Source organism: Saccharopolyspora tripterygii (assembly GCF_054778355.1).
Map to the genome: position 1 here is coordinate 88,484 of NZ_BAAGZP010000008.1, position 23,409 is coordinate 111,892.

Annotated in this window: 20 protein-coding genes, 2 tRNA genes and 1 pseudogene; 9 read left to right on the forward strand and 14 right to left on the reverse strand. The window is 68.0% G+C overall.

All coding sequences use genetic code 11. From position 1 onward, the window contains the following. Together ACYVF3_RS05840 and ACYVF3_RS05845 are read right to left on the reverse strand one after the other, a co-directional pair. Positions 1-918, reverse strand: coding sequence for a rhomboid family intramembrane serine protease (locus ACYVF3_RS05840; RefSeq protein WP_461153162.1), 918 nt, complete (start codon positions 916-918; stop codon positions 1-3). Between the two features lie 27 nt (positions 919-945). Further along, entirely contained in the window at positions 946-1,494 is a 549-nt protein-coding gene (locus ACYVF3_RS05845; RefSeq protein WP_461153806.1) for a peptidylprolyl isomerase, read from the reverse strand. A gap of 163 nt (positions 1,495-1,657) precedes the next feature. Between ACYVF3_RS05845 and ACYVF3_RS05850 the strand changes: the two genes are divergently transcribed. Continuing rightward, entirely contained in the window at positions 1,658-2,224 is a 567-nt protein-coding gene (locus ACYVF3_RS05850; RefSeq protein WP_461153163.1) for a hypothetical protein, read from the forward strand. A 169-nt stretch (positions 2,225-2,393) separates the two neighbouring features. Here the strand turns inward: ACYVF3_RS05850 and ACYVF3_RS05855 are convergent. From ACYVF3_RS05855 to dnaA, 11 genes and pseudogenes are all read right to left on the reverse strand, one after another. After that, positions 2,394-2,466 (reverse strand) — tRNA-Ala (locus tag ACYVF3_RS05855). A gap of 45 nt (positions 2,467-2,511) precedes the next feature. Further along, positions 2,512-2,619: pseudogene (locus ACYVF3_RS05860) on the reverse strand (DLW-39 family protein); the annotation flags it as partial. A gap of 79 nt (positions 2,620-2,698) precedes the next feature. Further along, positions 2,699-2,772 (reverse strand) — tRNA-Ile (locus tag ACYVF3_RS05865). Between the two features lie 126 nt (positions 2,773-2,898). Next, positions 2,899-3,792 (reverse strand): DUF3566 domain-containing protein, encoded by an 894-nt coding sequence (locus ACYVF3_RS05870; RefSeq protein ID WP_461153164.1) that lies wholly within the window; start codon positions 3,790-3,792, stop codon positions 2,899-2,901. A 77-nt stretch (positions 3,793-3,869) separates the two neighbouring features. Further along, positions 3,870-6,365, reverse strand: a complete 2,496-nt coding sequence (gyrA, locus tag ACYVF3_RS05875) for a DNA gyrase subunit A (RefSeq protein ID WP_461153165.1) — start codon at positions 6,363-6,365, stop codon at positions 3,870-3,872. Positions 6,366-6,414: 49 nt separating this feature from the next. Beyond that, complete coding sequence (gyrB, locus tag ACYVF3_RS05880; RefSeq protein WP_461153166.1) at positions 6,415-8,388, reverse strand: DNA topoisomerase (ATP-hydrolyzing) subunit B; 1,974 nt, start codon at positions 8,386-8,388, stop codon at positions 6,415-6,417. 387 nt (positions 8,389-8,775) lie between these two features. Then, complete coding sequence (locus ACYVF3_RS05885) at positions 8,776-9,363, reverse strand: DciA family protein (RefSeq protein ID WP_461153807.1); 588 nt, start codon at positions 9,361-9,363, stop codon at positions 8,776-8,778. A 91-nt stretch (positions 9,364-9,454) separates the two neighbouring features. Beyond that, a complete protein-coding gene (gene recF, locus ACYVF3_RS05890) occupies positions 9,455-10,642 on the reverse strand; it encodes a DNA replication/repair protein RecF (protein WP_461153167.1) in 1,188 nt (395 codons plus the stop codon). Between the two features lie 228 nt (positions 10,643-10,870). After that, the gene (gnd, locus tag ACYVF3_RS05895; RefSeq protein WP_461153168.1) at positions 10,871-11,758 is read right to left on the reverse strand and encodes a phosphogluconate dehydrogenase (NAD(+)-dependent, decarboxylating); all 888 of its coding nucleotides are present in this window, start codon (positions 11,756-11,758) and stop codon (positions 10,871-10,873) included. A gap of 172 nt (positions 11,759-11,930) precedes the next feature. After that, positions 11,931-13,055 carry a DNA polymerase III subunit beta gene (gene dnaN / locus ACYVF3_RS05900; RefSeq protein ID WP_461153169.1) on the reverse strand — a complete coding sequence of 375 codons (1,125 nt, stop codon included), beginning with the start codon at positions 13,053-13,055 and terminating at the stop codon, positions 11,931-11,933. A gap of 1,220 nt (positions 13,056-14,275) precedes the next feature. Further along, the gene (gene dnaA / locus ACYVF3_RS05905) at positions 14,276-16,153 is read right to left on the reverse strand and encodes a chromosomal replication initiator protein DnaA (RefSeq protein ID WP_461153170.1); all 1,878 of its coding nucleotides are present in this window, start codon (positions 16,151-16,153) and stop codon (positions 14,276-14,278) included. 666 nt (positions 16,154-16,819) lie between these two features. Here dnaA and rpmH point away from each other — a divergent pair. The 8 genes from rpmH (at position 16,820) to ACYVF3_RS05945 (ending at position 22,258) form a co-directional block, all read left to right on the forward strand. After that, positions 16,820-16,963 (forward strand): 50S ribosomal protein L34, encoded by a 144-nt coding sequence (gene rpmH, locus ACYVF3_RS05910; protein ID WP_461153171.1) that lies wholly within the window; start codon positions 16,820-16,822, stop codon positions 16,961-16,963. Positions 16,964-16,975: 12 nt separating this feature from the next. Beyond that, complete coding sequence (rnpA, locus tag ACYVF3_RS05915) at positions 16,976-17,407, forward strand: ribonuclease P protein component (protein ID WP_461153172.1); 432 nt, start codon at positions 16,976-16,978, stop codon at positions 17,405-17,407. A gap of 17 nt (positions 17,408-17,424) precedes the next feature. Further along, positions 17,425-17,754, forward strand: coding sequence for a membrane protein insertion efficiency factor YidD (yidD, locus tag ACYVF3_RS05920; RefSeq protein ID WP_461153173.1), 330 nt, complete (start codon positions 17,425-17,427; stop codon positions 17,752-17,754). 5 nt (positions 17,755-17,759) lie between these two features. Beyond that, positions 17,760-18,680, forward strand: a complete 921-nt coding sequence (yidC, locus tag ACYVF3_RS05925) for a membrane protein insertase YidC (RefSeq protein WP_461153174.1) — start codon at positions 17,760-17,762, stop codon at positions 18,678-18,680. Between the two features lie 33 nt (positions 18,681-18,713). Next, entirely contained in the window at positions 18,714-19,277 is a 564-nt protein-coding gene (locus tag ACYVF3_RS05930) for a Jag family protein (RefSeq protein ID WP_461153175.1), read from the forward strand. A gap of 286 nt (positions 19,278-19,563) precedes the next feature. Next, on the forward strand, positions 19,564-20,259 hold the full coding sequence (gene rsmG, locus ACYVF3_RS05935; RefSeq protein ID WP_461153176.1) for a 16S rRNA (guanine(527)-N(7))-methyltransferase RsmG: 696 nt from the start codon (positions 19,564-19,566) through the stop codon (positions 20,257-20,259). A gap of 62 nt (positions 20,260-20,321) precedes the next feature. After that, positions 20,322-21,251 (forward strand): ParA family protein, encoded by a 930-nt coding sequence (locus ACYVF3_RS05940; protein ID WP_461153808.1) that lies wholly within the window; start codon positions 20,322-20,324, stop codon positions 21,249-21,251. Then, complete coding sequence (locus ACYVF3_RS05945) at positions 21,248-22,258, forward strand: ParB/RepB/Spo0J family partition protein (protein WP_461153177.1); 1,011 nt, start codon at positions 21,248-21,250, stop codon at positions 22,256-22,258. Before ACYVF3_RS05940 ends, ACYVF3_RS05945 begins: the two co-directional genes overlap by 4 nt. Positions 22,259-22,404: 146 nt before the next feature. Here the strand turns inward: ACYVF3_RS05945 and ACYVF3_RS05950 are convergent, their stop codons facing one another. Beyond that, the gene (locus ACYVF3_RS05950; protein WP_461153178.1) at positions 22,405-23,355 is read right to left on the reverse strand and encodes a D-alanine--D-alanine ligase family protein; all 951 of its coding nucleotides are present in this window, start codon (positions 23,353-23,355) and stop codon (positions 22,405-22,407) included. Between the last annotated feature and the right edge of the window lie 54 nt (positions 23,356-23,409).

Below are 23,409 nucleotides of genomic sequence, written 5' to 3' on the forward strand. Positions count from 1 at the left end.
TCAGCCGCATCGGATGCCGTAACCGGACCCGATGCAGGACAGGTCGCCGAGGGCGGTGTCCCGGACCAGCAGCACGACAAACAGCACCACGAGCAGTCCGATCAGCGCACCCGCCTGCACGGCGTTGCGCCGCTGCCGCGGCGCGTAGACCAGGGCGGCCGTCGACGCGGCCCCCAGGATCAGTCCACCGATGTGCCCGAGCAGCGAGATGCCGGGGATGAGCACGCTCGCGGCGATGTTCAGCGCGATCACGGTGATCACCGGCCGCATGCTGACCTTCAGCCGCAGCGCGGCGACGGCGATGCCGCCCATCAGGCCGTACACCGCACCGGAAGCACCTGCCACCGGGGTCATGGCGTCACCGAGCAAGAACACCGCGGTGCTGCCGCCGAGCAGGGACAACCCGTAGACGGCGGCGAACCGGGCACGACCGAGCAGCAGCTCCAGGTCCCGCCCGATCACCCAGAGGGCGATCATGTTCATCACCAGGTGCAGCACGCCGATGTGCAGGAAGCCCGACGTGATCAGCCGCCACCACTGGCCGCCGGCGACCGTCAACGGCACCAGCGCGTAGTCGACGAACAGGTCCGAGCGGAAGTTCGCGCCGAAGTTGCCAGCCGACACGGCGGTGAGCACGAACGCGGCGACGTTCGCCGCGATCAGCAGCGGCACCAGGATCGGCTTGTCGCGCAGCGTCGCACCGGCGACCGTCACCGGCCGCCGGACGGTCGCTCCGCTCTCGCGGACGCAATCGACGCAGTGCTGCCCGACGGAGGCGTCGCGCAGGCATTCCGGACAGGCCGGTCGTTCGCACCTGGTGCAGCGCAGCCCGGTCGGCCGGTCGGGGTGCCGCGCGCAGCTGGGTAACTGCGGTGGCGCCCCGTCCGGTCCGGGCGTCGGTCCGGGTGGCACAGTCACAGGTGAGACCTGCTTTCCCGGGCGGTGTCAGCCGCGCTCGATCGAAACCTTCTCGATGACGATGTCGTTCACCGGGCGGTCGTTGCGACCGGTCGCGGTGCCGGCGATCGTGTCGACCACCTCGCGCGACTCCTTGTCGGCGACCTCACCGAAGATGGTGTGCTTGTAGTTCAGCCAGGACGTGGCCGCCACGGAGATGAAGAACTGCGAGCCGTTGGTGTTCGGCCCCGCGTTCGCCATGGCGAGCAGGTACGGCTTGGTGAACTGCAGCTCCGGGTGGAACTCGTCCCCGAACTGGTAACCGGGGCCGCCACGGCCGGTGCCGGTCGGGTCACCGGTCTGGATCATGAAGCCTTCGATGACCCGGTGGAAGATCACCCCGTCATAGAACGGGCCGGAGCGTTCGCCCTTGGCGTTCGGCTCCGTGTATTCCTGGGTTCCTTCTGCGAGGCCCACGAAGTTTTTCACGGTCTTGGGCGCCTGGTCGGGGAACAGGTTGATCCGGATTTCGCCCTGATTGGTGTGCAGGGTCGCGGTCAACTTCGTCCCAACGAGCGATCCGTTGTCTTCAGCCACCCGACCATCCTGCCATCGAGCGGGCCGATTGCGGTGTCTGGGTGCAATATGGGCGGGTCCGCGCCCTTCTGCCCGGCTCTGCGGCGGAGGCGTGGTTGACATGTGCTCATAGGCTACGAACGGGTTTTGTGTGGGAGAGCCAGGCCAAGGAGGTCAACAGGCGATGGATGAAGTGAACGCGATGGCCAAGGCCGGCGAGACCGTGGGGAAGGCGGTCGGTACCGGGATCAAGCAGGCCCGCCACGGCGCGAAGCTCGCCGGCGAGCAGGGCATCGTGCTGTCCAAGCAAGCTGCGGCGAGGGCCGAGCAGGAGCTGACCGACCGCGGTTACTCGACGGAGGAGCTGCAGGAGCTCATCGCGCAGCGCGCCACGGGCAAGTCCCGCAAGGAACTCGCCAAGCAGGCCAAGGCGAGGCGGAAGGAGTGGGAGAAGCGGACGACCGAGTCCCGCAAGCGGCTGGCCGCCCGGATCGACCCGACGCCGGTGCGCAAGCGGCGCCGCTGGCCCTGGATGCTCCTGCTGCTGATGGTGCTCGGCCTCGCCGCGGCGGCGTTCGCCCTGACCCGTCGCCCGGAGGAGCTCCCGCTGGCAGCGGCCGACGACGAGCCCTGGGACTCCCAGACCCCCGGCACGAACCCGCCCCGCCACCGCGCCCCGGCGGAGGTCGACGGACACCACCACGAGCCGCCCAAGGTGGAAACTCCCAGGCCGAACCCCCCGAAGCACTGACCGAACGCAGAAGAGGCCGGGCCCGTCGGGCCCGGCCTCTTCTTATGCACTATTACTATTGGCTGCGAGCACTGACTGCTCAGCACTCAGAATTCAGCAGCAGGGGGAACCTGAGGGCTCCGAACACACGAAACGCCCCGCATCGAGCGGGGCGTTCATTCCAGCGGAGTGGAGACGAGGGGAATCGAACCCCTAACCCCCGCCTTGCAAAGGCGGTGCTCTGCCAATTGAGCTACGTCCCCCAACGGCGGCGGAGGTCAGGGCCCCCGGCCTGAGGATCAGGCCTCCGCGGTGGCCTCGCGCCAGAGGTCGGCCTCGGCCTTGGCGGCCTTGTTGCGACGGACCACGAACAGCACGACTCCGGCAACTGCGGCAAGTGCGAGCAGCTTCTTCATTCCGGTCGCCTCCTAGAACACGGCACCTGTTGCCGTTGGTGTTCGGGTCTACCTGAGGGATGGGAAAGAACTTCCCGAGTGGGCCTAGAAGGACTTGAACCTTCGACCTCTTCGTTATCAGCGAAGCGCTCTAACCGCCTGAGCTATAGGCCCTCGTTCGTTGTGCTGCAAACATTACAGGACGGTTCACCACCACGGTGACGGGGGGTCATCCGGCCTAAGCCGGGTGCGGCGACGCTCCCCCACCTCGGAAAACGCCGCCGCAGCCCGGTCAACGGCTCATTCGCGCTCGGACAGCGTGATCTCGATGCCACCGGCGAAGTCGGCCGCCACGTTGTAGATGAACGCGGCCACCGTCGCCAGCGCCGTGATCAGCACGATGTTGATCGCACCGATGATCGAGGCGACGCCGAACACCCGGCCCGCGCTGATCAGCGGCTCGTTCACCGCGTCGTCCGGCTGGGTCAGCTCGGTGAAGGTCCCGTTGAGCTGCTCCCAGACGCCCATGCCGTCCAGCACGCCGTAGAGGACCGCCACGGCGATCATCCACACGAAGAACAGCGCGACGCTGAGCACCAGCGCCAGCTTCAGCACCGACCACGGGTCGAACCGCTTGATCTGCAGGCTCGCCCGGCGCGGTCCCCGGCTGGGGCGCCGCGCGGAGGTCCCGGCCGCGCTGCGGGAGGCCGCCGAGCCGCTGCCCGAACCCGCGCCCGCACCGGTGTAGGACACCTGGGTGCGCGCGGACTGCGGGATCTGCGTGCGGACCGTCTCCTGGTCGGCCACCGTCTTCGGGATCGTCTGGGTGTCCTCGGCGTCGCGGCCGCCCGCCGCCGAAGCGGTGGCACCGCCGGCCGCAGCGCCGCCGAGGGCGCCCGCCGCGAGCGATCCCGAAAGGCTGCCCGAATCCTGCTCGTCATCGGAGGAGGAGTCCTCCGATGACGCCGATCCGCGCTGCCACGGCGGCGGCGCGTCGGTGCCGTCGAGGGCCTCCCCGCCGCCGTCGCCGACGGTCGACTCGGCCGTCGAGCCGGACTCCTCGGTCCCGTTCGCAGAGGCAGCAGCCTCGGAATCGGTCGTGGAGACCTTGTCGTCGACTGTCTGGGTGCTGGCCGAAGAGCGGCCCGCATCCTGCTGCGGGTCCGAGGACTCCGGCTTCTCGGAACTTGTCACGAGCGATCCTTCGGTGATCGTCGGTGTCGGTGTGCCCCGTGGCGTACCACGGCGTGTTCAGTTCTTCGGCGCTGCTCTCACGCCTGCTTGGGCTCCGGTGCGGCGTCCGGATCCGCGGCCTCGTCGGCGTTGCGCGCCACGGCCAGCAGGGTCGAGCCCTCGTCGAGGTTCATCAGGCGAACGCCCTTGGTCTGCCGACCGGCCTTGCGCACCTCCTTGGCGGTGGTCCGGATGACTCCGCCGGCGGAGGTGATCGCGTACAGCTCGTCCTCCAGCTCGACGATCTGCGCGCCTACAAGCCTGCCACGTTTGCGGTCGTACTGAAGAGTCAGCACGCCCTTCCCGCCGCGGCCCTGGACCGGGTAGTCCTCGATCGGGGTCCGCTTGGCGTAGCCACCCGCCGTGGCGACCAGGACGTACCGGTCCTCCCGGCACACGCCCATCGCCAGCAGCTCGTCGCCCTCGTTGAACCGCATGCCCAGAACGCCCGAGGTGGCGCGGCCCATGGGGCGCAGCGCTTCGTCGGAGGCGTGGAACCTGATCGACTGCCCCTCCGCCGACACCAGTAGCAGGTCGTCGTCGGCCGAGCAGAGCACCGCGCCGACGAGCTCATCCTCGTCCTTCAGGTTCACACCGATGAGACCACCCGATCGGTTGGAATCGAAGTCGGTCAAACGGGACTTCTTGACCAGGCCGTTCTTGGTCGCCAGGACCAGGTACGGCGCAGCGGTGTAGTCCTTGATCTGCATGACCTGGGCGATCTGCTCGTCCGGCTGGAACGCCAGCAGGTTGGCCACGTGCTGACCGCGGGCGGTCCGGTTGGCCTCCGGCAGTTCGTAGGCCTTCGCGCGGTAGACCCGGCCCTTGTTGGTGAAGAACAGGATCCAGTCGTGCGTGGAGCAGACGAAGAAGTGCGACACGATGTCGTCCTGCTTCAGGGCTGCTCCCTGCACGCCCTTGCCGCCGCGCTTCTGCGCCCGGTACAGGTCGGTGCGGGTCCGCTTGGCGTAGCCGGTGCGGGTGATCGTGACGACCACGTCCTCGTCGGCGATGAGGTCTTCCATCGAGACCTCGCCCTCGAACGGGACGATCTTGGTGCGGCGGTCGTCGCCGTACTTCTCCACGATCGCCATCAGCTCGTCGCGGATGATCTGCCGCTGGCGCTCGGGCTTGTCGAGGATGTCCTTGAGGTCCTCGATCTCCCGCTCGATCTCGGCCAGCTGGTCGATGATCTTCTGGCGCTCCAGGGCGGCCAGGCGGCGCAGCTGCATCTCCAGGATCGCGTTCGCCTGGATCTCGTCGACCTCGAGCAGCTCGATCAGGCCGGTGCGCGCGTCGTCGACCGTCGGCGAGCGGCGGATCAGCGCGATGACCTCGTCGAGCATGTCCAGCGCCTTGACCAGACCGCGCAGGATGTGGGCGCGCTCCTCGGCCTTGCGCAGCCGGTAGCGGGTCCGGCGGACGATGACCTCGATCTGGTGCTTGACGTAGTACCGGATCACCTGGTCGAGCCGGAGCGTGCGCGGCACGCCGTCGACCAGCGCCAGCATGTTGACGCCGAACGTCGTCTGCAGCTGGGTGTGCTTGTAGAGGTTGTTGAGCACGACCTTCGGGATCGCGTCGCGCTTGAGCGTGACGACGATCCGCATGCCGCGCCGGCTGTTGGACTCGTCGGCGATGTCCGAGATGCCGGTGATCTTGCCTTCCCGGTGCATCGAGGCGATGTTCTCGATGAGGTTGTCCGGGTTCACCTGGTACGGCAGCTCGGTGACGACCAGCATGGTGCGTCCCTTGCTGTCCTCCTCCACCGAGACGACGGCCCGCATCTTGATGGAGCCGCGGCCGGTCCGGTAGGCGTCGGCGATCGCGTTGGTGCCGAGGACCAGACCGCGGGTCGGGAAGTCCGGCCCCTTGATCCGCTCCATCATCGCTTCGAGCAGCTCGTCGTCCTCGGCGTCGGGGTGCTCCAGCGCCCAGACGACACCGTCGGCGACCTCGCGCAGGTTGTGCGGCGGGATGTTGGTCGCCATCCCGACCGCGATACCGCCACCACCGTTGACCAGCAGGTTCGGGAACCGCGCCGGCAGCACGTCGGGCTCCTGGGTACGCCCGTCGTAGTTGTCGGAGAAGTCGACCGTGTCCTCTTCGATGTCGGCGAGCATGTGCATCGCCAACGGGGCCAGCCGCGACTCGGTGTAGCGCATGGCGGCAGCCGGGTCGTTGCCCGGCGAGCCGAAGTTGCCCTGGCCGTCGATCAGCGGGTGGCGCATCGACCACGGCTGGGCGAGGCGGACCAGGGTGTCGTAGATCGCCGAGTCACCGTGCGGGTGGTAGTTGCCCATCACGTCGCCGACGACGCGCGAGCACTTCACGTAGCCGCGGTCCGGGCGGAAGCCCGAGTCGTACATCGCGTACAGCACGCGTCGGTGCACCGGCTTGAGACCGTCGCGCACGTCCGGGAGTGCGCGGGCGACGATCACGCTCATCGCGTAGTTGATGTAGGAGTTCTGCATCTCCTGCTGGAGTTCGACCGGTTCGACCCGACCGTGTTCCGGCGGCAGGATGTCCGTCATGCTCTTCCCTTGCTCGTTCGGAGAGTTCGGTGGTTGACCTGCGCGTGGATCACACGTCGAGGAAGCCCGCGTCCTTGGCGTTGCGGGTGATGAACGAGCGACGCGCCTCGACGTCCTCGCCCATCAGAACGCTGAACAGCTCGTCCGCGGTGGCCGCGTCGTCCAGCGAGACCTGCAGCAGCAGCCGGGACTCCGGGTTCATCGTGGTCTCCCAGAGCTCGTCGGCGTTCATCTCACCGAGACCCTTGTAGCGCTGGATGCCGTCGTCCTTGGGCAGCTTGCGGCCGGCGGCGGCACCGGCCTCCAGCAGCGCGTCGCGCTCCTTGTCGCTGTAGGCGTACTCGGGTTCCGAGCGCGGCCACTTGACCTTGTAGAGCGGCGGCTGCGCGAGGAACACGTGCCCGTTCTCGATCAGCGGGCGCATGAACCGGAACAGCAGGGTCAGCAGCAGGGTCCGGATGTGCTGGCCGTCGACGTCGGCGTCGGCCATGAGCACGATCTTGTGGTACCGCAGCTTCGACAGGTCGAACTCGTCGTGGATGCCGGTGCCCAGCGCGGTGATGATCGCCTGGACCTCGTTGTTCTTGAGGACCTTGTCGATCCGCGACTTCTCCACGTTGATGATCTTGCCTCGCAGCGGCAGGATCGCCTGGAAGCGGGACTCGCGTCCTTCCTTGGCCGAGCCACCTGCGGAGTCGCCCTCCACGATGTAGAGCTCGCACTCGTCGGGCTGGTTGGACTGGCAGTCCTTGAGCTTGCCCGGCAGGCCGCCGATGTCCATCGCGCTCTTGCGGCGGACCAGCTCCTTGGCCTTGCGCGCAGCCATCCGCGCCTGCGCCGAGGAGACCGCCTTGTTCACGATCGTCTTCGCGTCGGCGGGGTTGCGCTCGAACCAGTCGGTCAGCCACTCGAAGGCGGTGGTCTGCACGAAGGACTTGACCTCGGTGTTGCCCAGCTTGGTCTTGGTCTGGCCCTCGAACTGCGGCTCGGAGACCTTGACCGACACGATCGCGGCCAGGCCCTCGCGGACGTCGTCGCCGGTCAGGCTGCCGTCCTTGTCCTTGAGCAGCTTCTTGTCCTTGGCGTAGGCGTTGACCACGCGGGTCAGCGCCGAGCGGAAGCCCTCCTCGTGGGTGCCGCCCTCGTGCGTGTTGATCGTGTTGGCGAAGGTGTAGACCGACTGGTTGAAGCCGGAGTTCCACTGCAGCGCGACTTCGAGCTCGTGCCCGTTGCCCGAGGCGTTGAACGCGACGACCTTCTTGTGGATCGGCTCCTTCGTCGCGTTGATGTGCTTGACGAAGTCCTCGAGCCCGCCCGGGTAGTGGTAGGTGCGCTCGGTGGTCTTCGCCGTGCTGCCCTGGGCGTCCTCACCACCGTCTTCGTCCTCGGCGACGCGCTCGTCGCGCAGGACGATGGTCAGGCCCTTGTTCAGGAAGGCCATCTCCTGGAGGCGGCGGGCGATCGTCTCCAGGTTGTACGTGGTGGTCTCGAAGATCTTGGGGTCGGCCCAGAAGGTGATCGAGGTACCCGTCCTGCTGGTCTTCTCACCGCGCTCGACCTCGGCGACCGGCTTGGAGTCCTCGTAGCGCTGCCGCCACACGTTGCCGCCGACGTGGATCTCGGCCTCCAGCGCTGTGGAGAGCGCGTTGACCACGGAGACACCGACGCCGTGCAGACCACCGGAAACGGCGTAGGAGTCGCCGCCGAACTTGCCGCCCGCGTGCAGGACGGTGAGCACGACCTCCAGGGTCGGCTTCTTCTCGACCGGGTGCATGTCGACGGGGATGCCGCGACCGTCGTCGACGACGCGCACGCCACCGTCGGCGAGCAGGGTGACCTCGACCTTGGACGCGTACCCGGCCATCGCTTCGTCGACCGAGTTGTCCACGACCTCCTGCACCAGGTGGTGCAGACCGCGCTCACCGGTGGAACCGATGTACATGCCGGGCCGCTTGCGGACGGCCTCAAGGCCCTCAAGAACGGTGATTGATGAAGCGTTGTATTCGCTCTTCTTCGGTGCCACGGGCCTCGATTTCTCCTTGAGCCGACTGTGCTGTCACGGTGATCGGTCGATGCCGGCGCGGTGACCGGCTCCGGCTCTACGACCACTTCGGGGCGACTCGGCTGCCGGCGCCGTACCCCGGTGCGACCCGCCTGCGAACCCCTCGCCCTCCAACGAGCGGGGAGCGCGTCGAGTCACACCCACGTTGATTCTACTGGTCCCCCTCCGCAGAAGTGGGGCAAGGACGCCCCTAGCTTGCTCACAGAGTCGAGAACTCGGATCAATCCACCTTCGAAGAGCCGCGAGCGCTCGCTCGGAATTCTCCGCGCCGATCGGCCGCCGGACGACGCCGACCTGCGGGTGGACCCCGGCGCGCACGCCGGCGGACCCCGCGCAACCCGGGGATCACTAGCCGTAGGTGTCCCTCGGACCACGTCCGGAGATGTGCCGCGGGCCGTGCCGCCAGCTCGGAGCCGCAGGTCCCTGCACCTTGATCCGCTTGACCACGTCGCGTCCCACCCCGTCGCTGATGCGCTTGAGGATCTGCCGCTGCAGCAACCGCAGCTGGGTCGCCCACGCCGTGGACTGCGCCTGAACCGTGAGCTCGCCGTCCTTGAGCTGCAGCGGCTTGGTGTGCTCGGCGATCTCCTCGCCGACCAGCGCCCCCCACTTGGCGAAGACCTGACCGCCGGAGAGCTGGTCGGTCCAGCCGTGGTCCTTGGCGATCCGCGCGGCGAGCCTGCCCAGGGGCTGCGGGTCCCGCTCGTCGGGCCCCGCCCCTGCCCAGCCACGACGCCTGCGCGTGCGCAGCTTGCCGGTCTTGCCCGGTTTGCCCATCGACTTGCACTTGGCGGCCGACTGCTCTCGGGCGGCCTGCAACGCCGCGCGAGCCAGGTCCGGACCGGCCAGCTCGCTGCCGTCGATCCCCTGACCTGGGGTTGTGTCGCCGGGCAGCGCGGCGCCGTCGGAGCCGCGCGAAGGCGCGGAGTTATCCACACCATCCACAGGGTTATCCCCAGATGTGGGTAGTTCCACGGAGTCATCCGTGGTCGTGGTCACTCTGCGTGAAACTTTTCGTCCGCTTCCGTCAGGCGGCACGGTGCACCTCACCTTCCCGGACGTCGAATCGGACACCGGAGAGTTCCGGCGGGACGTCTTCGGAGACCGCGGCCGTCACCAGCACCTGCTCGGCTCCCGAGACCAGCTCGGCGAGCCGGGCGCGCCTGCGGCGGTCGAGCTCGGCGAAGACGTCGTCCAGGATCAACACCGGTTCGGCGCCATCCTCTGTGAGCAAGTGGTAAGAAGCCAGCCGCAACGCCAGGACGAACGACCACGATTCGCCGTGACTCGCGTAGCCCTTCGCCGGCAGCTCGCCGAGCAGGAGGGCCAGATCGTCGCGGTGCGGGCCGACCAACGACACGCCGCGCTCGATCTCCTGCGGCCGCGCTCGCTCCAGCTCCGCGAGCAAAGCGGCCTCCAGTTCCGGCACAGCCTCCTCCCACGGCACTTCCGGGGCCCCGGGTACCCCGTAGCGCTCCGGCAGCGATTCGCCCAGACTGCTGCGATAACGCAGGTCAGCGACTCGTCCGGAGGGCGTGCTGGCCTCGTCGGTCGCCGCGACGTTGGCGTATCCGCTGGTCACGTGAGGGGCGAGCGACGACACCAGCGCGAGCCTCCCGGCCAGCAGCTCGGCGCCGTAGCGCGCGAGGTGACCGTCCCAGACCGCCAACGTGCTCAGATCCGCCTTGGCCCCGCCCCGCCGCGCGGCACCCGCCGACTTCAGCAGCGCGCTGCGCTGCTTGAGCACCCGCTCGTAGTCGGACCGGATCCCGGCGTAGCGCGGCTGGCGCGAGACGAGCAGCTCGTCCATGAACCGGCGGCGTTCGCCCGGGTCACCCCGCACGATCGCCAGGTCTTCCGGCGCGAACAGCACGGTCCGCAGGATTCCCAGCACATCGCGCGGTTTGCCCGCCGCTCCCCGGTTGATCCGGGCGCGGTTGGCCTTGCCCGGGGTGATCTCCAGTTCGACCAGCAGCTCCCGGCCGCTGTTGACCACGGCGGCCCGCACCACCGCGCGGCCCGCTCCGTAGCGGACCAGCGGCGCGTCGTTGGAGACCCGGTGCGATCCGAGCGTGGCGACGTAGCCGATCGCCTCGACCAGGTTCGTCTTGCCCTGCCCGTTCGACCCGACCAGCACGGTGATCCCCGGTTCGAGTTCGAGGTCGGCGAGCGGCCACGACCGGAAGTCGTTGACCTGCAAGTGGCGCACGTACACGACGATCCAACTTAGTTGTTCTTGCCGGGCAGGTTCGCCCCGGACGGCTCGGCAACGATGGCCGAACCGTCCGAAGTGGGGTGTCCGGACCGTGCCGGACCGCCTGTCCGCGTGCCGCGACCAGCGCGGACAGGCGCGGACGGACGAAGAGATTTGTCGACACGTCCAGGGCTTCGTGGGGTGGGGGAAGTTCTCATGAGAACTTCCCCCACCCCACGAAGCAGGAGGTCAGCTCTCGGACTTCTGCACCGCGTGGCCGCCGAACTGGTTGCGCAGCGCCGCGACCGCCTTCATCGCGGGCGAGTCGTCCTGGCGCGAAGCGAACCGGGCGTAGAGCGCGGCGGTCATGACCGGCGCCGGGACCGCATTGTTGATCGCTTCCTCGATGGTCCAGCGGCCCTCGCCCGAGTCCTGCACGTAGCCGCGCAGCTCGGTCAGCTCCGGGTCCTCCTCCAGCGCGTTGACCAGCAGGTCCAGCAACCAGGAGCGCACGACGGTGCCCTTGCTCCAGGCCTTGATCGTGGCGGGCACGTCGGTGACGACGTCGGAGGCGGCGAGCAGCTCGAAGCCCTCGGCGTAGGCCTGCATCAGGCCGTACTCGATGCCGTTGTGCACCATCTTCGCGTAGTGACCGGCACCGACCGGACCGGCGTGGGCGAAGCCCTCGTCGCGCGGCCCCTCCGGACGCAGGGCGTCGAAGATCGGCATCGCGCGCTCGACGTCCTCGGCGTCGCCGCCGGCCATCAGGCCGTAGCCGTTCTTCGCACCCCAGACACCACCGGACACCCCGACGTCGAGGTACTTGATCCCGTGCTCCGCGAGCAGCGCGGCGTTCGCCTGGTCATCGGTGAACTTGGAGTTCCCGCCCTCGATCACCAGGTCGCCCGCGGACAGCAGGCCGGACAACTCCTCGACGGTCTGCCGGGTGGGGTCGCCGTGCGGAACCATGATCCACACGACCCGCGGACCGGACAGCTTCTCGACCAGCTCCGCCACGGACGCCGCGTCGGTGACGTCCGGGTTGCGGTCGTAGCCCACGACCTCGTGGCCGGCGGCGCGCAGCCGCTCGCGCATGTTGAAACCCATTCGGCCGAGGCCGACAAGCCCGAGTTGCACTGGAACTCCCTATCCGAACTGTGTGTCGACTTGTGGAGGTCGGCGCGTGGCCGGCCGCGCAGCGGACCTCGCCGCTGAATCGATCTGGCCGGAGCCTACGACCACGAACCGGGGCAGCGGACCGGGTGGTGCGCAGGATGTGAGCCGCGCACCACCTCGGCCGTGCCGGACGTCAGCCGGGCAGGCGGACCGGCATCAACAGGTAGAGGTAGCCCTCCTGGACCTGGCCGTTGTCGTCGATCGGCTTGATCAACGCCGGGCGGTTGGAGGTGGTGAACTGCATCTGGGCGCGCTCGGACTTCAGGGCGCTGAGCCCGTCGAGCAGGTACGCCGGGTTGAACGCGATGGTCAGCTCCTCGCCGTCGAGCTCGATCGGGAGCTCTTCCTCGGCGCTGCCCTCGTCGTCACCGCCGGCGGACAGCCGCAGCAGCCGGTCGGAGAACTCGAGCCGGACCTGCGTGCCGCGCTCGGCCACCAGGGACACGCGCTTGATCGCCTCGGCCAGCGGCGAGACGTCGATGTTCGCGGTCACGGCGGTCTCGGCCGGGAGCAGCTGGCGGTACTTGGGGAACTCCGCGTCGAGCAGGCGGCTGGTGTTCCGGCGGGTCGTGCCGGACAGGCCGAGCAGTCCGTCACCGGAGGCCAGCGAGATCTCGACCTTGCTCGCGCCGGCACCCAGCGTCTTGGCCGAGTCGGCGAGCGTCTTGGCCGGGACCAGCACCTGGGTGTCCTCGACGCCCGCGCCCGGCTCCCAGGTGATCTCGCGCATCGCGAGCCGGAACCGGTCGGTGGCGACCATGGTCAGCTTGTCGGCGTTGATCTCCATCCGGATGCCGGTGAGCATCGGGAGCGTGTCGTCCTTGCCGGCGGCGATGGCGACCTGGCCGACCGCCTCGCTGAACAGGTCGGTGGGCACGGACCCGGCGTGCTCGGGCATCTCCGGTAGCGCCGGGTAGTCCTCGACCGGCATGGTCGGCAGGCTGAACCGGGAACTGCCGCAGGTGATCGTCACCCGGGAGCCGTCGACGGTCAGCTCGACCGGGCGGGCCGGCAGCGCCTTCGTGATGTCGGCCAGCAGACGTCCCGAGACCAGGGTCTTCCCGCTGGCATCGATCGAGGCCTCGATGGTGACCTGCGCCGAGACCTCGTAGTCGAAGCCGGAGATGGTCAGCGCTTCCCCGGAACTCGCATCGAGCAGCACCCCGCCCAGCACCGGAACCGGTGGCCGCGACGGCAGGCTGCGCGCGACCCAGGCGACGGCGTCGGCAAGACCGTCACGCTCCACGCGGATCTTCATGGGTGTCCTTTCGGTTTCAGCCGTGGCTCGGCTGCCGAGAACTGTGTCGAGCCGTGCGCGGCTGGAAGGTTCGGTGTGCTCCGCATCGAGGGCGAAGCGATCCCGCAGCGAGAACGCCGGAGAACGTCGCTCGGAGTTCGAGCCGGGGCTTCTCGGTGCGGGGAGTTCCACCGTAGAGCGTGCTCACCGATCTCCGCATCCGGGTCGGGGCACTTGGTGGAGGCGGGTTCGGGGTTCGCGGCGCCGGTTGTCCACTTATCCACCGCCCCTAGTTCTCTTTTCTTTTTTTCTAAGAAGAGAAGAAATGTCCGCAGTAGTAGTAAGGCCTGTGAGTTGTGGGGACAACCGTCGTTTGGGCTGGTCGGGTGGCTTGCTCCGGTGTGGATGACCACTGGAAGTAACCGGGGACTGCGGCAGCCGGGTGGTGGACAACTTCTGACCGTCTTGAGTTGTTCCACAGCCATCCCCAGTTGTCCACACTCCCATCCACAGTCGGACCCCGGGTTGTACCCATCCCGGGGTGGATTGGGGGTTCTCCACCGGTCGGGTTGTGGGCAGAGTTGTGGGAACTCTGTTGGCAACCCGCCTGAAGCATGTGGGCAGCTTGTGCACAGCATGTGGATGGGATGGGGAAAATGCCAGGTCATCCCTGGGGATTGAATTTCTGTGGACAGCTCGCGGCATCGAGGGTTTTTTGTCGCTGCGGTGAGGTGAAGGCCACTGGGCCCGCCAGAAAAGTTCTTGGCGTGAATGTTCCCGGTCGTACGCAGCGCGCCCGCACGAACACTGAAAGTGGTGATTTTCGGGCCGGACCCTTGCGCCGAGGCGTTCCGCCGCCCTGCGGCACGCCCGGATCTGGCCCGAATCTTTCTGCTCGGGCCCGGGGATCGGAGCAGGGCGGTCGATCAGAAACATCGCGAACCGGCCTGGGGACGTCTCCCCACCGGCGCGGGTGCGGGGGTGAACCGGGGTTGCCGCGCCCGAAGGTTTCTGCCCGGGCGGGTGGATCGCGGCAGGCGGCTCTACCAGAAAGATCGGCCGCTCGCGGCCTAGGGAATCACACCAGGGGACCCGCAAAAGCCCGTCAGCGGCCAAATGAGCGGCTGGGTTTCTGAACATGCAGGTCAGGAGCTTGATCCGACCTGCCGATCAGGCCGGCGGCGGAGAAGAAGAGCCGAGAACAACTCGGACGGCGGTTGTTCTCGGCGTGGACCGGTCGGTCAGCGGGACTGCTGCTTGATGCGGGCGGTCAGCTCCTGGACGTGCTCGTACACGCGCCGGCGCTCCGCCATCTCCTTGCGGATCTTCTTGTCGGCGTACATGACCGTGGTGTGGTCGCGGCTGCCGAAGTACTGACCGATCTTGGGCAGCGACGAGTCCGTCAGCTCCCGGCACAGGTACATCGCGATCTGCCGCGCCTGGGCCAGCGCCTTCGTCTTGCCCGGTCCGCACAGGTCGTCCATGGTCACGCCGAAGTAGTCGGCGGTGACGGCCATGATCGTCGGCGCGGTGATCTCCGGGGTCTGCGAGTCGGGGATCAGGTCGCGCAGCACGATCTCGGCCAGCTGCAGATCGACCGGCTGCCGGTTCAGCGACGCGAACGCCGTGACCCGGATCAGCGCGCCTTCCAGCTCGCGGATGTTGCGCTCGATGCGCGAGGCGATGAACTCCAGCACGTCGGCTGGCGCGTTCATCCTGTCCTGCGCGGCCTTCTTCCGGAGGATCGCGATCCGCGTCTCCAGCTCAGGCGGCTGGATGTCGGTGATCAGACCCCACTCGAACCGGGTGCGCAGCCGGTCCTCCAGGGTGCGCAGCCCCTTCGGCGGCCGGTCGGAGGACACCACGATCTGCTTGTTCGAGTTGTGCAGCGTGTTGAAGGTGTGGAAGAACTCCTCCTGGGTTCCTTCCTTGCCCTCCAAGAACTGGATGTCGTCGACCAGCAGCACGTCGACGTCGCGGTAGCGGCGTTGGAACGCCACCTGCCGGTCGTCGCGCAGCGAGTTGATGAAGTCGTTGGTGAATTCCTCGGTCGAGACGTAGCGGACCCGCATCCCCGGGAACAGCCGCTGCGTGTAGTGCCCGACCGCGTGCAGCAGGTGCGTCTTGCCGAGACCGGACTCGCCCCAGATGAACAGCGGGTTGTACGCCCGCGCCGGTGCCTCGGCCGCGGCGACCGCGGCGGCGTGCGCGAACCGGTTCGACGAACCGATGACGAAGGTGTCGAAGGTGTACTTCGCGTTGAGCCTGGTCTGCGAGGTCGGCGGCGCGTGCTTGGGTGCCGTGAACGGCTGACCCTGCTGCGGCTCGGCCGACGGGATCGTCTGACCCGCGTTCTGACCGCCCTGGCCGCGGCCGAAGGTCGGCCACACGCCCTCGTCGGCGGCGGGCTGACCGGTGTCAGCGGCGGGCTGACGGGCGTCGGAGTCGGAGGGGTCCGGTTCGGCGGAGGTCTCCGCGGCCGGTTCTTCCTCCTCCTCGGGCTCGGGCTCCGGGTCCGGCTTGGCGGACTGCGGCTTCGGGATGTCGCCGTTGGGCCACTTGAACTCGGCCGTCGGGAAGTCGATGTTCGCGGCCTGCGCCGGCTGCGGATCCGGGGCGGCGTGCTTGCCCGGGCCCTCTGAGCTGGAAGAACCGGAGGGCGGCACGACCGGGATGGAACCCGTGTGGCCGATCGAACCGGTGTGAGCGGTGTGGCCGTAGGAGCTGTCCCCGCCGAAACCGGGCACCGAGATGTAGGTGGGCGAGGACTGGTCGTCCCCGCCGCGCGGGCTCCAGGTCTCCGGAGCGGGCGCAGGTGCCGGTGCCGGTGCGGCGACCGGACGAGTCGGCGCGGGCACCGCGGTGTCGACCTTCACGGCCAGCGAGATGTCGCGGCCCAGTCGGCGGGACAGAGCATCGGTGATGGGGTCGCGCAGCGCGCGTTCGATCGCTTCCTTCGCGAAGTCGCTCGGAGCGGCCAGCAGCGCGGTCCCGTCGAGCAGCCCGATGGGGCGGGTGACGCGCATCCACGCGCGTTGCTGCGGCGAGAGGGTGCCGGAGGACAGCTCCTGCACCACCTCGTCCCAAACTCGATCGAGATCGGCTTGGTGGTCGGACACCGCCTGCTCCCCTCCCCTCGCTTGAGTTCCCCAGTTGCGGCCCCGGTCCCCAGCCCCCACAGTTGCACGGGTAGCGGGTACCGCGGAACTGGTGGGCGACTCGATGGACACACGTGTCCACAGAGTTGTCCACAACGTGTGTATGAAGGTACGGCAGACCGTTCCGGTGTTTCCCCCTGGGGCCGCCCTACCTCTGCGATCGAGGTCAGTCCCCCTGACTGCGAACCGATGCTCCCACCTACCGGTCCTGCGGCATCGCAGGGAGGCACGCTAACAAGCACCGGCTGCCGCCACAAGCAGATCCCCGGGGCCTCGTGGAGATCGTGATGTGGCAGGCTCTCCGGTGTCGACGAGCGGTGTCGCGATCACCAGCGCGGACTCGTCGGAGAAGATCGATCACCCCTCGGCCCGGCCCCACGGCCTTCGTTATGACGCCGATACCGCCGGATGTCCACCCCCGGCTGTGCACCTGCTGTTGGCTCTGGCGTACCCTCGTACAGTCCCCCGCTTGTGCAGCGGGCATGTCGGCGCGCCGACATCACGCCCGGCCTTGCGGCTCAAGGTCTGCTCCCTGCAGACCTGCGGGTTTCAAGAACCGGGGACACCAAGACCGAACCGTGGTCCGAAGGCGACCATCGGTGCCTGTAGTAACCGGGAGATCCGACCGTGAGCAAGGGCAAGCGCACTTTCCAGCCGAACAACCGCCGCCGTGCCAGGAAGCACGGGTTCCGGCTGCGCATGCGCACTCGCGCCGGCCGGGCCATCATGGCCGCGCGCCGTCGCCGGGGCCGCGCGCAGCTTTCTGCCTGATCGCGTCCGGCCGTGCTTCCCACGGCAGCCCGGCTGACCAGGAACCAGGACTTCCGCCTGGTGGTCCGTCGTGGTCGTCGGGCAGGACGCCCCCGCTTGGTGGTCCACGTCCTGCGCCCGGACCAGGTCCGGGCTCGGATGAGTGGTGAGGCCGAGCCGGAGGCTCAAGCTAATACGGCACCCACCCGGGACTCGTCTGCTTCGACCCGGGTGGGTTTTGTCGTCAGCAAGGCCGTGGGCGTTGCGGTGGTCCGCCACCGGGTCGCCCGTCGTCTGCGTCACCTGATGCGAGACCGCATCCCGGACCTGCCCGCTGGCACACTGGTGGTGGTTCGAGCGCTGCCTCCGGCGGCGAGCGCGTCCAGCGGGGAACTCGGTGCGGACATCGACGGAGCGTTGAAGAAACTTCGCATCCGTTGCTCCGATGGCCCGGGCAGCAGTTGATGGCGGGGTTGTAGGAGATGGCACCGGATTGGCGGCATGACGATTCGCATGACGAAAGTCGTGCGGGGCGCAAAGCCGACCTGTCCGCCTGGATCCTGCTCGGTCCCGTCCACGCGTACCGCAAGGCGATCTCACCGCTGCTGCCGCCGATGTGCCGGTTCTACCCCAGCTGCAGCGCCTACGCTGTTGAGGCGCTGACCGTGCACGGGTTGTTCCGCGGCGGATGGCTCACCGTCCGCAGGCTCCTGCGCTGCGGCCCCTGGCACCCCGGAGGACTGGACCCGGTCCCACCACCCCGTGAGCGGCGAGCAGGCATTCGCCTTTCCGATAAACCCGCCGAGGAGTAGCCCGCGTGCTGGACTTCATCTACTACCCCGTGTCGGCCATCCTCTGGTTCTGGCACAAGGTCTTCGGTTACGTGCTCGAACCGTCGAGCGGGTTCGCCTGGGCGCTGTCGGTCATCTTCCTCGTCTTCACGCTGCGGGCACTGCTGTTCAAGCCGTTCGTGCACCAGGTCCGCTCGATGAAGAAGATGCAGGAGTTCGCTCCCCTGGTGCGGGAGCTGCAGGAGAAGCACGGAGACGACAAGCAGAAGCTCGCGACGGAGATGCAGAAGCTCCAGACCGAGCAGGGCTTCAACCCGCTCTCCGGCTGCCTGCCGATGCTCGTGCAGATCCCGGTGTTCATCGGCCTCTTCCACGTGCTCAACGGCTTCAAGCCCGGCGCTGCCGGGAACTTCGTGTTCAACGCAGCCGACGTCGCCTCCTTCGTCGAGGCCGACCTGTTCGGCGCGAAGCTGTCCAACACGCTCAGCCAGGCCCCCGAGGTGCTCGCGGCCTTCGGGACGGACCGGCTGTCGATGATGGTCGTGGCCGTTCCGCTGATGATCGCGGCCGCCATCGCCACCCACTTCACCGCCCGGCACTCGTTGCAGCGGCAGAGCGCTCAGGCCGCCGCCAACCCGCAGGCGGAGATGACCAACAAACTGATGCTGTGGATCTTCCCGATGTTCGCTATCGTCGGTGGTCCGTTCCTCCCGCTGGCCATCTTGATCTACTGGCTCGCGAACAACTTCTGGACGCTGGGACAGCAACGAGTGGTGTACCGCCGGATCGACCGCGAGGAGGCTGCGTCCGCTGACGCGCCCGCGATCGTGGATTCGGCAGCCGTCGACACCACCGCTGAGAAGGCGTCCGATGACCAACCCGGTGAGATCCCCGGGGTGATCGAAGACCGCGCTCGCGACACGGACAAGCCCGGCGAGTCCCGCTGACCCCGTCGCGAACCCCTGGAGAGGAGACACCCAGTGTCTGAAACTGTGCAGGAGAGCCCGGCCGTCGCCGAGGGCTCCAACGCCCCCGCCAACACTGATGCCCCCGCCGACTCCTCCCCCGAGGCGTCCAACACGGAGACCCTGCTGGTGCAGGAGGGCGACGTCGCAGGCGATTACCTGGAGCGGCTGCTCGACCTGCTCGACTACGACGGGGACATCGACCTCGACGTGGAAGCCGGCCGTGCCGTGGTGAGCATCGACGGTGGCCCGGATCTGGAGAAGCTGGTGGGCGGTCGCGGCCAGGTTCTCGAAGCGCTGCAGGAGCTGACCCGGCTCGCCGTCCAGCAGGACACCGGAGTGCGTAGCCGCCTCATGCTCGACGTGTCCGGGTGGCGCGCCGGGCGGCGCGAGGAGCTCTCCGATCTCGGTCGCTCGACCGCGGAGGAGGTCCTCAAGACCGGGCAGGAGGTGCGCATGCGTCCGATGACCCCGTTCGAGCGGAAGATCATCCACGACGCGGTCGCCGCGATCGACGGTGTCTACAGCGAGAGCGAGGGCGAAGAGCCCAGCCGCAAGGTGGTCGTCTTCAAGAGCTGACGGACCGCTCCCCCGCTGCACCGCCCCCGCCGGACTTCGGTCCGACGGGGGCTTTTTGTCGACTTGGGAACATGTGGAGCTCGCCGGACCGTGGTTGGGTTGGGCATGTAGTCGTGCCGCAATGCTTCTGCAACTCTGGTCTGGCTGAATGAGCGTTGGCCGCCGCCGGCGTACTCGTTCGGCGTGGTTTCACGTGAAACAGCGGGTTGGTGCACGACCCCGGAACTCGATCCGGCAGTCTAGACGCGAAGTCTTTGGTTTCACGTGAAACAGCGGGGTGAATGTCTTGACCGGAGGTGTGCCCGAGGCGGCGCGGACCGTTTTCGGCGACCGAGTGGACTTGGCGGAGAGGTTCGTCGAGTTACTCCAGGAGCATGGAATCCGCCGCGGATTGATCGGTCCCCGCGAGTTGGACCGCCTCTGGGAAAGACATGTGCTGAACTCTGCTGTGATTGCGGAGTTGCTCCCACCTGAAAGCCGGGTTGTGGACGTAGGCTCTGGGGCGGGGTTGCCGGGCATCCCGTTGGCGATCGCTCGCCCGGATCTCACCCTCACCTTGCTGGAGCCGATGGCTCGGCGGGTGACGTGGTTGCAGGAAGTCATCACCGAGTTGGCGCTCACCGTTGAGGTGGTGCGTGGTCGTGCCGAGGAGGGTCCGGTGCGTGAACGACTTGCCGATCAGGATGTCGTGACCGCTCGCGCCGTGGCACCGATGGAACGGCTCGCGAAGTGGTCTCTCCCGCTGCTGCGTCAGGACGGCCTCCTCCTCGCCATGAAGGGCGAAAGCGCGGCCGAAGAACTGGAACGGGATGCGGCGGCGATCGCCGCGGTCGGTGGCGGCCGTGGCGAAGTCAAATCATGCGGTGTCGGCGTACTCGATGTGCCGACGACCGTTGTCGTGGTGGAGCGGGTCGCGGCGGCCCGAACCTCGTCCGGTCGGCGTCGTGAGACACGTCGAGCGAGAAAGGAACGTGGACGGTGAATCCGGAGGAAAACGGAGCGGGTCGGGTTTCACGTGAAACAAGGGGGCGCGCGATGGGCGCCATGCGATTCCCCTCCGGCCCGGAGAGCAACACCATGAGCTTCGGCCGTGACGACATCGGCTGGACTCCGATCATGGAGGAAGCGCAGCGCGCCACCCGCGTGCTGCACCCCGACGAGCTGGACCTCCCCCGGCCCAAGAACCGGCGGATCATCACCGTGGCCAACCAGAAGGGCGGCGTCGGCAAGACGACGAGCACGGTGAACCTGGCGGCAGGCTTGGCGCTGCACGGGCTCAAGGTCCTGGTGATCGACCTCGACCCTCAGGGGAACGCGAGCACCGCGCTCGGCGTCGAGCACCGCGGCGGCGTTCCGTCGGTCTACGAGGTCCTCCTCGGCGAGATCAGCGTTGCGGACGCTGCCGCCAAGAGCACCCAGTCCGACAACCTCTTCTGCGTTCCGGCCACGATCGACCTGGCCGGCTCGGAGATCGAGCTCGTCACGATGGTGGCGCGCGAAGGTCGTCTGAAGGAGGCCTTGAACGCCGAGGCCGTCGAGGCGCTGGACTTCGACTACGTCTTCGTGGACTGCCCGCCCTCGCTCGGCCTGCTCACGGTGAACGCGTTGGTCGCGGCTCACGAGGTGCTGATCCCGATCCAGTGCGAGTACTACGCACTGGAGGGCCTGGGACAGCTGCTCCGCAACATCGAGCTGGTGCAGTCGCACCTGAACCCCGCGCTGTGGGTCTCGACGATCCTGCTGACCATGTACGACGGTCGCACCAAGCTCGCCGATCAGGTCACCGCCGAGGTGCGTGGTCATTTCGGTGATCTGACCCTGCGGACGGTGATTCCGCGTAGCGTGAAGATTTCCGAGGCTCCGGGCTTTGGTCAGACTGTGCTGACCTACGATCCGGGTTCACGAGGCTCCATGAGCTACCTGGACGCGGCGCGAGAGATCGCGGAGCGGGGTGCCGAGAGGAAGACAGCATGACCGAGCGACGAGGTGGTCTGGGCCGCGGCATCGCCGCGTTGATCCCGAGCGCTCCCCCGGTGGGTGCCGATGGCGCCACGATGGGCGGAACGACTTCCGGGGTGCGCGGTGGACCCGCCTACGGAACTTCCGAGCCGGAGTCCTCTGTTTCACGTGAAACAGAGGACGCGGCGCAGGGGTCCGTTGCGGGAGCGGTCTACAAGGAGATCGCCATCGCATCGATCACTCCCAACCCGAAGCAGCCTCGTCAGGTCTTCGACGAGGAAGCGCTCAGCGAGTTGGAGCACTCGATCCGCGAATTCGGGCTCATGCAGCCCATCGTGGTGCGCGAGATCGAGGGCGATGAGTACGAGCTGATCATGGGCGAGCGCCGGTGGCGCGCTTCCCAGCTGGCAGGCCTGGAGTACATCCCCGCGATCGTCCGGGAGACCAAGGACGACGCACTGCTCCGGGACGCGCTGCTGGAGAACATCCACCGCGTGCAGCTCAACCCGCTGGAAGAGGCGGCGGCCTACCAACAGCTGCTCGACGAGTTCGGAGTCACCCACGATGAACTCGCCGACCGGATCGGCCGGAGCCGTCCGGTCATCACCAACACCATCCGGCTGCTGCGCCTCCCCCTCGAAGTGCAGCGCCGGGTCGCCGTCGGCGTGCTGTCGGCAGGCCACGCGCGCGCGTTGCTGAGTCTGGACGACCTCGGGCACCAGGAGGACCTCGCGAAGCGGATCGTGGCGGAGGGACTGTCCGTCCGCGCCACCGAGGAGCAGGTGACCCTCAAGAAGTCCGAGGCGCCGGCGAAGGAGAAGTCCTCGGCGAAGAAGCAGATCCAGGCCCCCGGCTTCGATCGGCTCGCCGACCGGCTCGCCAACCACTTCGACACCAAGGTGAAGGTGTCCCGTGGAAGCCGGAAGGGCAAGATCGTGATCGAGTACGGGTCGGTCGACGATCTTGAGCGCATCGCCGAGATGATCTTGGGCAAAGAAGCCCGCGGAATCAATGAGGAATGACACCGGGGCCTTACGTCACGGTGACGATGACCATGAGTGACTGAACATCACTGATCGCGACCGGTCCGGCTGGTCGCCAGTGCGATGAGAAGAGCGGCGGACTCCACGGAGTCCGCCGCTCTTTGTTTCACGTGAAACGGCGCGAGTCAGTTGCCGCGCTCGATGGCCCGCTCGACGAGTCCCGCGTAGGTCTCCCCCAGCGAACGTCCGGCGGCCTCGACCGCCATCGGCAGCAGCGAGGTCTCGGTCAGTCCGGGCGACACCTTCGCGTCGAGGAAGTGCGGAACGCCGTCGGTGTCGATGATCGCGTCCGTGCGGGAGATGTCGCGCAGACCGAGCAGCTTGTGCGCGGCGATCGCCAGCTCGCCCGCGGCCGCGGCGGCCTCCGCCGAGATGTCCGCCGGAGAGCGGTAGTTCGTCAGCCCGGCGGTGTAGCGAGCGGTGTAGTCGTAGACGCCGTCGGCCGGCTCGATCTCCACGGCCGGGAGCGCCTCCGGGCCGTTCGTCCCCTCGACGACGGTGATCGCGACCTCGGTCCCCTCGATGAAGCGCTCGACGAGGACCGCGTCGCCGTAGGACAGCGCGCCCACCATCGCCGAGGGCAGGTTCGTCGTGTCGCGCACGACCTGGGCGCCGAGTCCCGAGCCGCCCTGGTCCGGCTTGAGCATCAGGGGAAGGCCGAGCTTGTTCACGAGCGCGTCGAGCACAGCTTGCGCTCCCAGCTCGCGGAAGGTCGCGTGCGGGAGTGCGACCCAGTCCGGCGTCGTCAGCCCAGCACGGGCCACCTCAGCCTTGGCATTGGGCTTGTCCCAGGTGCGACGGGAAGCGTGCGGTCCGGTGCCGACGTAGGGGATGCCGAGCATGTCCAGCACCGCCTGAACGGAACCGTTCTCCCCCTCCCCGCCGTGCAGGGCGATGACGACCGCGTCCGGACGTTCCTCGGCGAGGCGGGACAGCAGACACGCGTCCGCGTCCCATTCGGCCACGGTCATGCCGGCCGAGCGCAGCGCGGCGGACAACCTGCGGCCGGACCGCAGCGACACATCGCGCTCGTGCGACAGCCCGCCGGCGAGCACGGCAACCCAGCGATCAGACACTCTCTTCAGCACCTCGGAAAAGTAGCGGTCCACCGCACCGGATGAGGCGCAGTG

What these genes read in the sequence shown, in the direction of transcription:
- ACYVF3_RS05850 (WP_461153163.1), top strand. Translation starts at nt 1,658, where the DNA reads ATGGATGAAGTGAACGCGATGGCCAAGGCCGGCGAGACCGTGGGGAAG.
- ACYVF3_RS05940 (WP_461153808.1), top strand. Translation starts at nt 20,322, where the DNA reads ATGCGATTCCCCTCCGGCCCGGAGAGCAACACCATGAGCTTCGGCCGT.
- yidD (WP_461153173.1), top strand. Translation starts at nt 17,425, where the DNA reads ATGGCACCGGATTGGCGGCATGACGATTCGCATGACGAAAGTCGTGCG.
- ACYVF3_RS05945 (WP_461153177.1), top strand. Translation starts at nt 21,248, where the DNA reads ATGACCGAGCGACGAGGTGGTCTGGGCCGCGGCATCGCCGCGTTGATC.
- gyrA (WP_461153165.1), bottom strand. Translation starts at nt 6,365, where the DNA reads ATGACGGACATCCTGCCGCCGGAACACGGTCGGGTCGAACCGGTCGAA.
- dnaN (WP_461153169.1), bottom strand. Translation starts at nt 13,055, where the DNA reads ATGAAGATCCGCGTGGAGCGTGACGGTCTTGCCGACGCCGTCGCCTGG.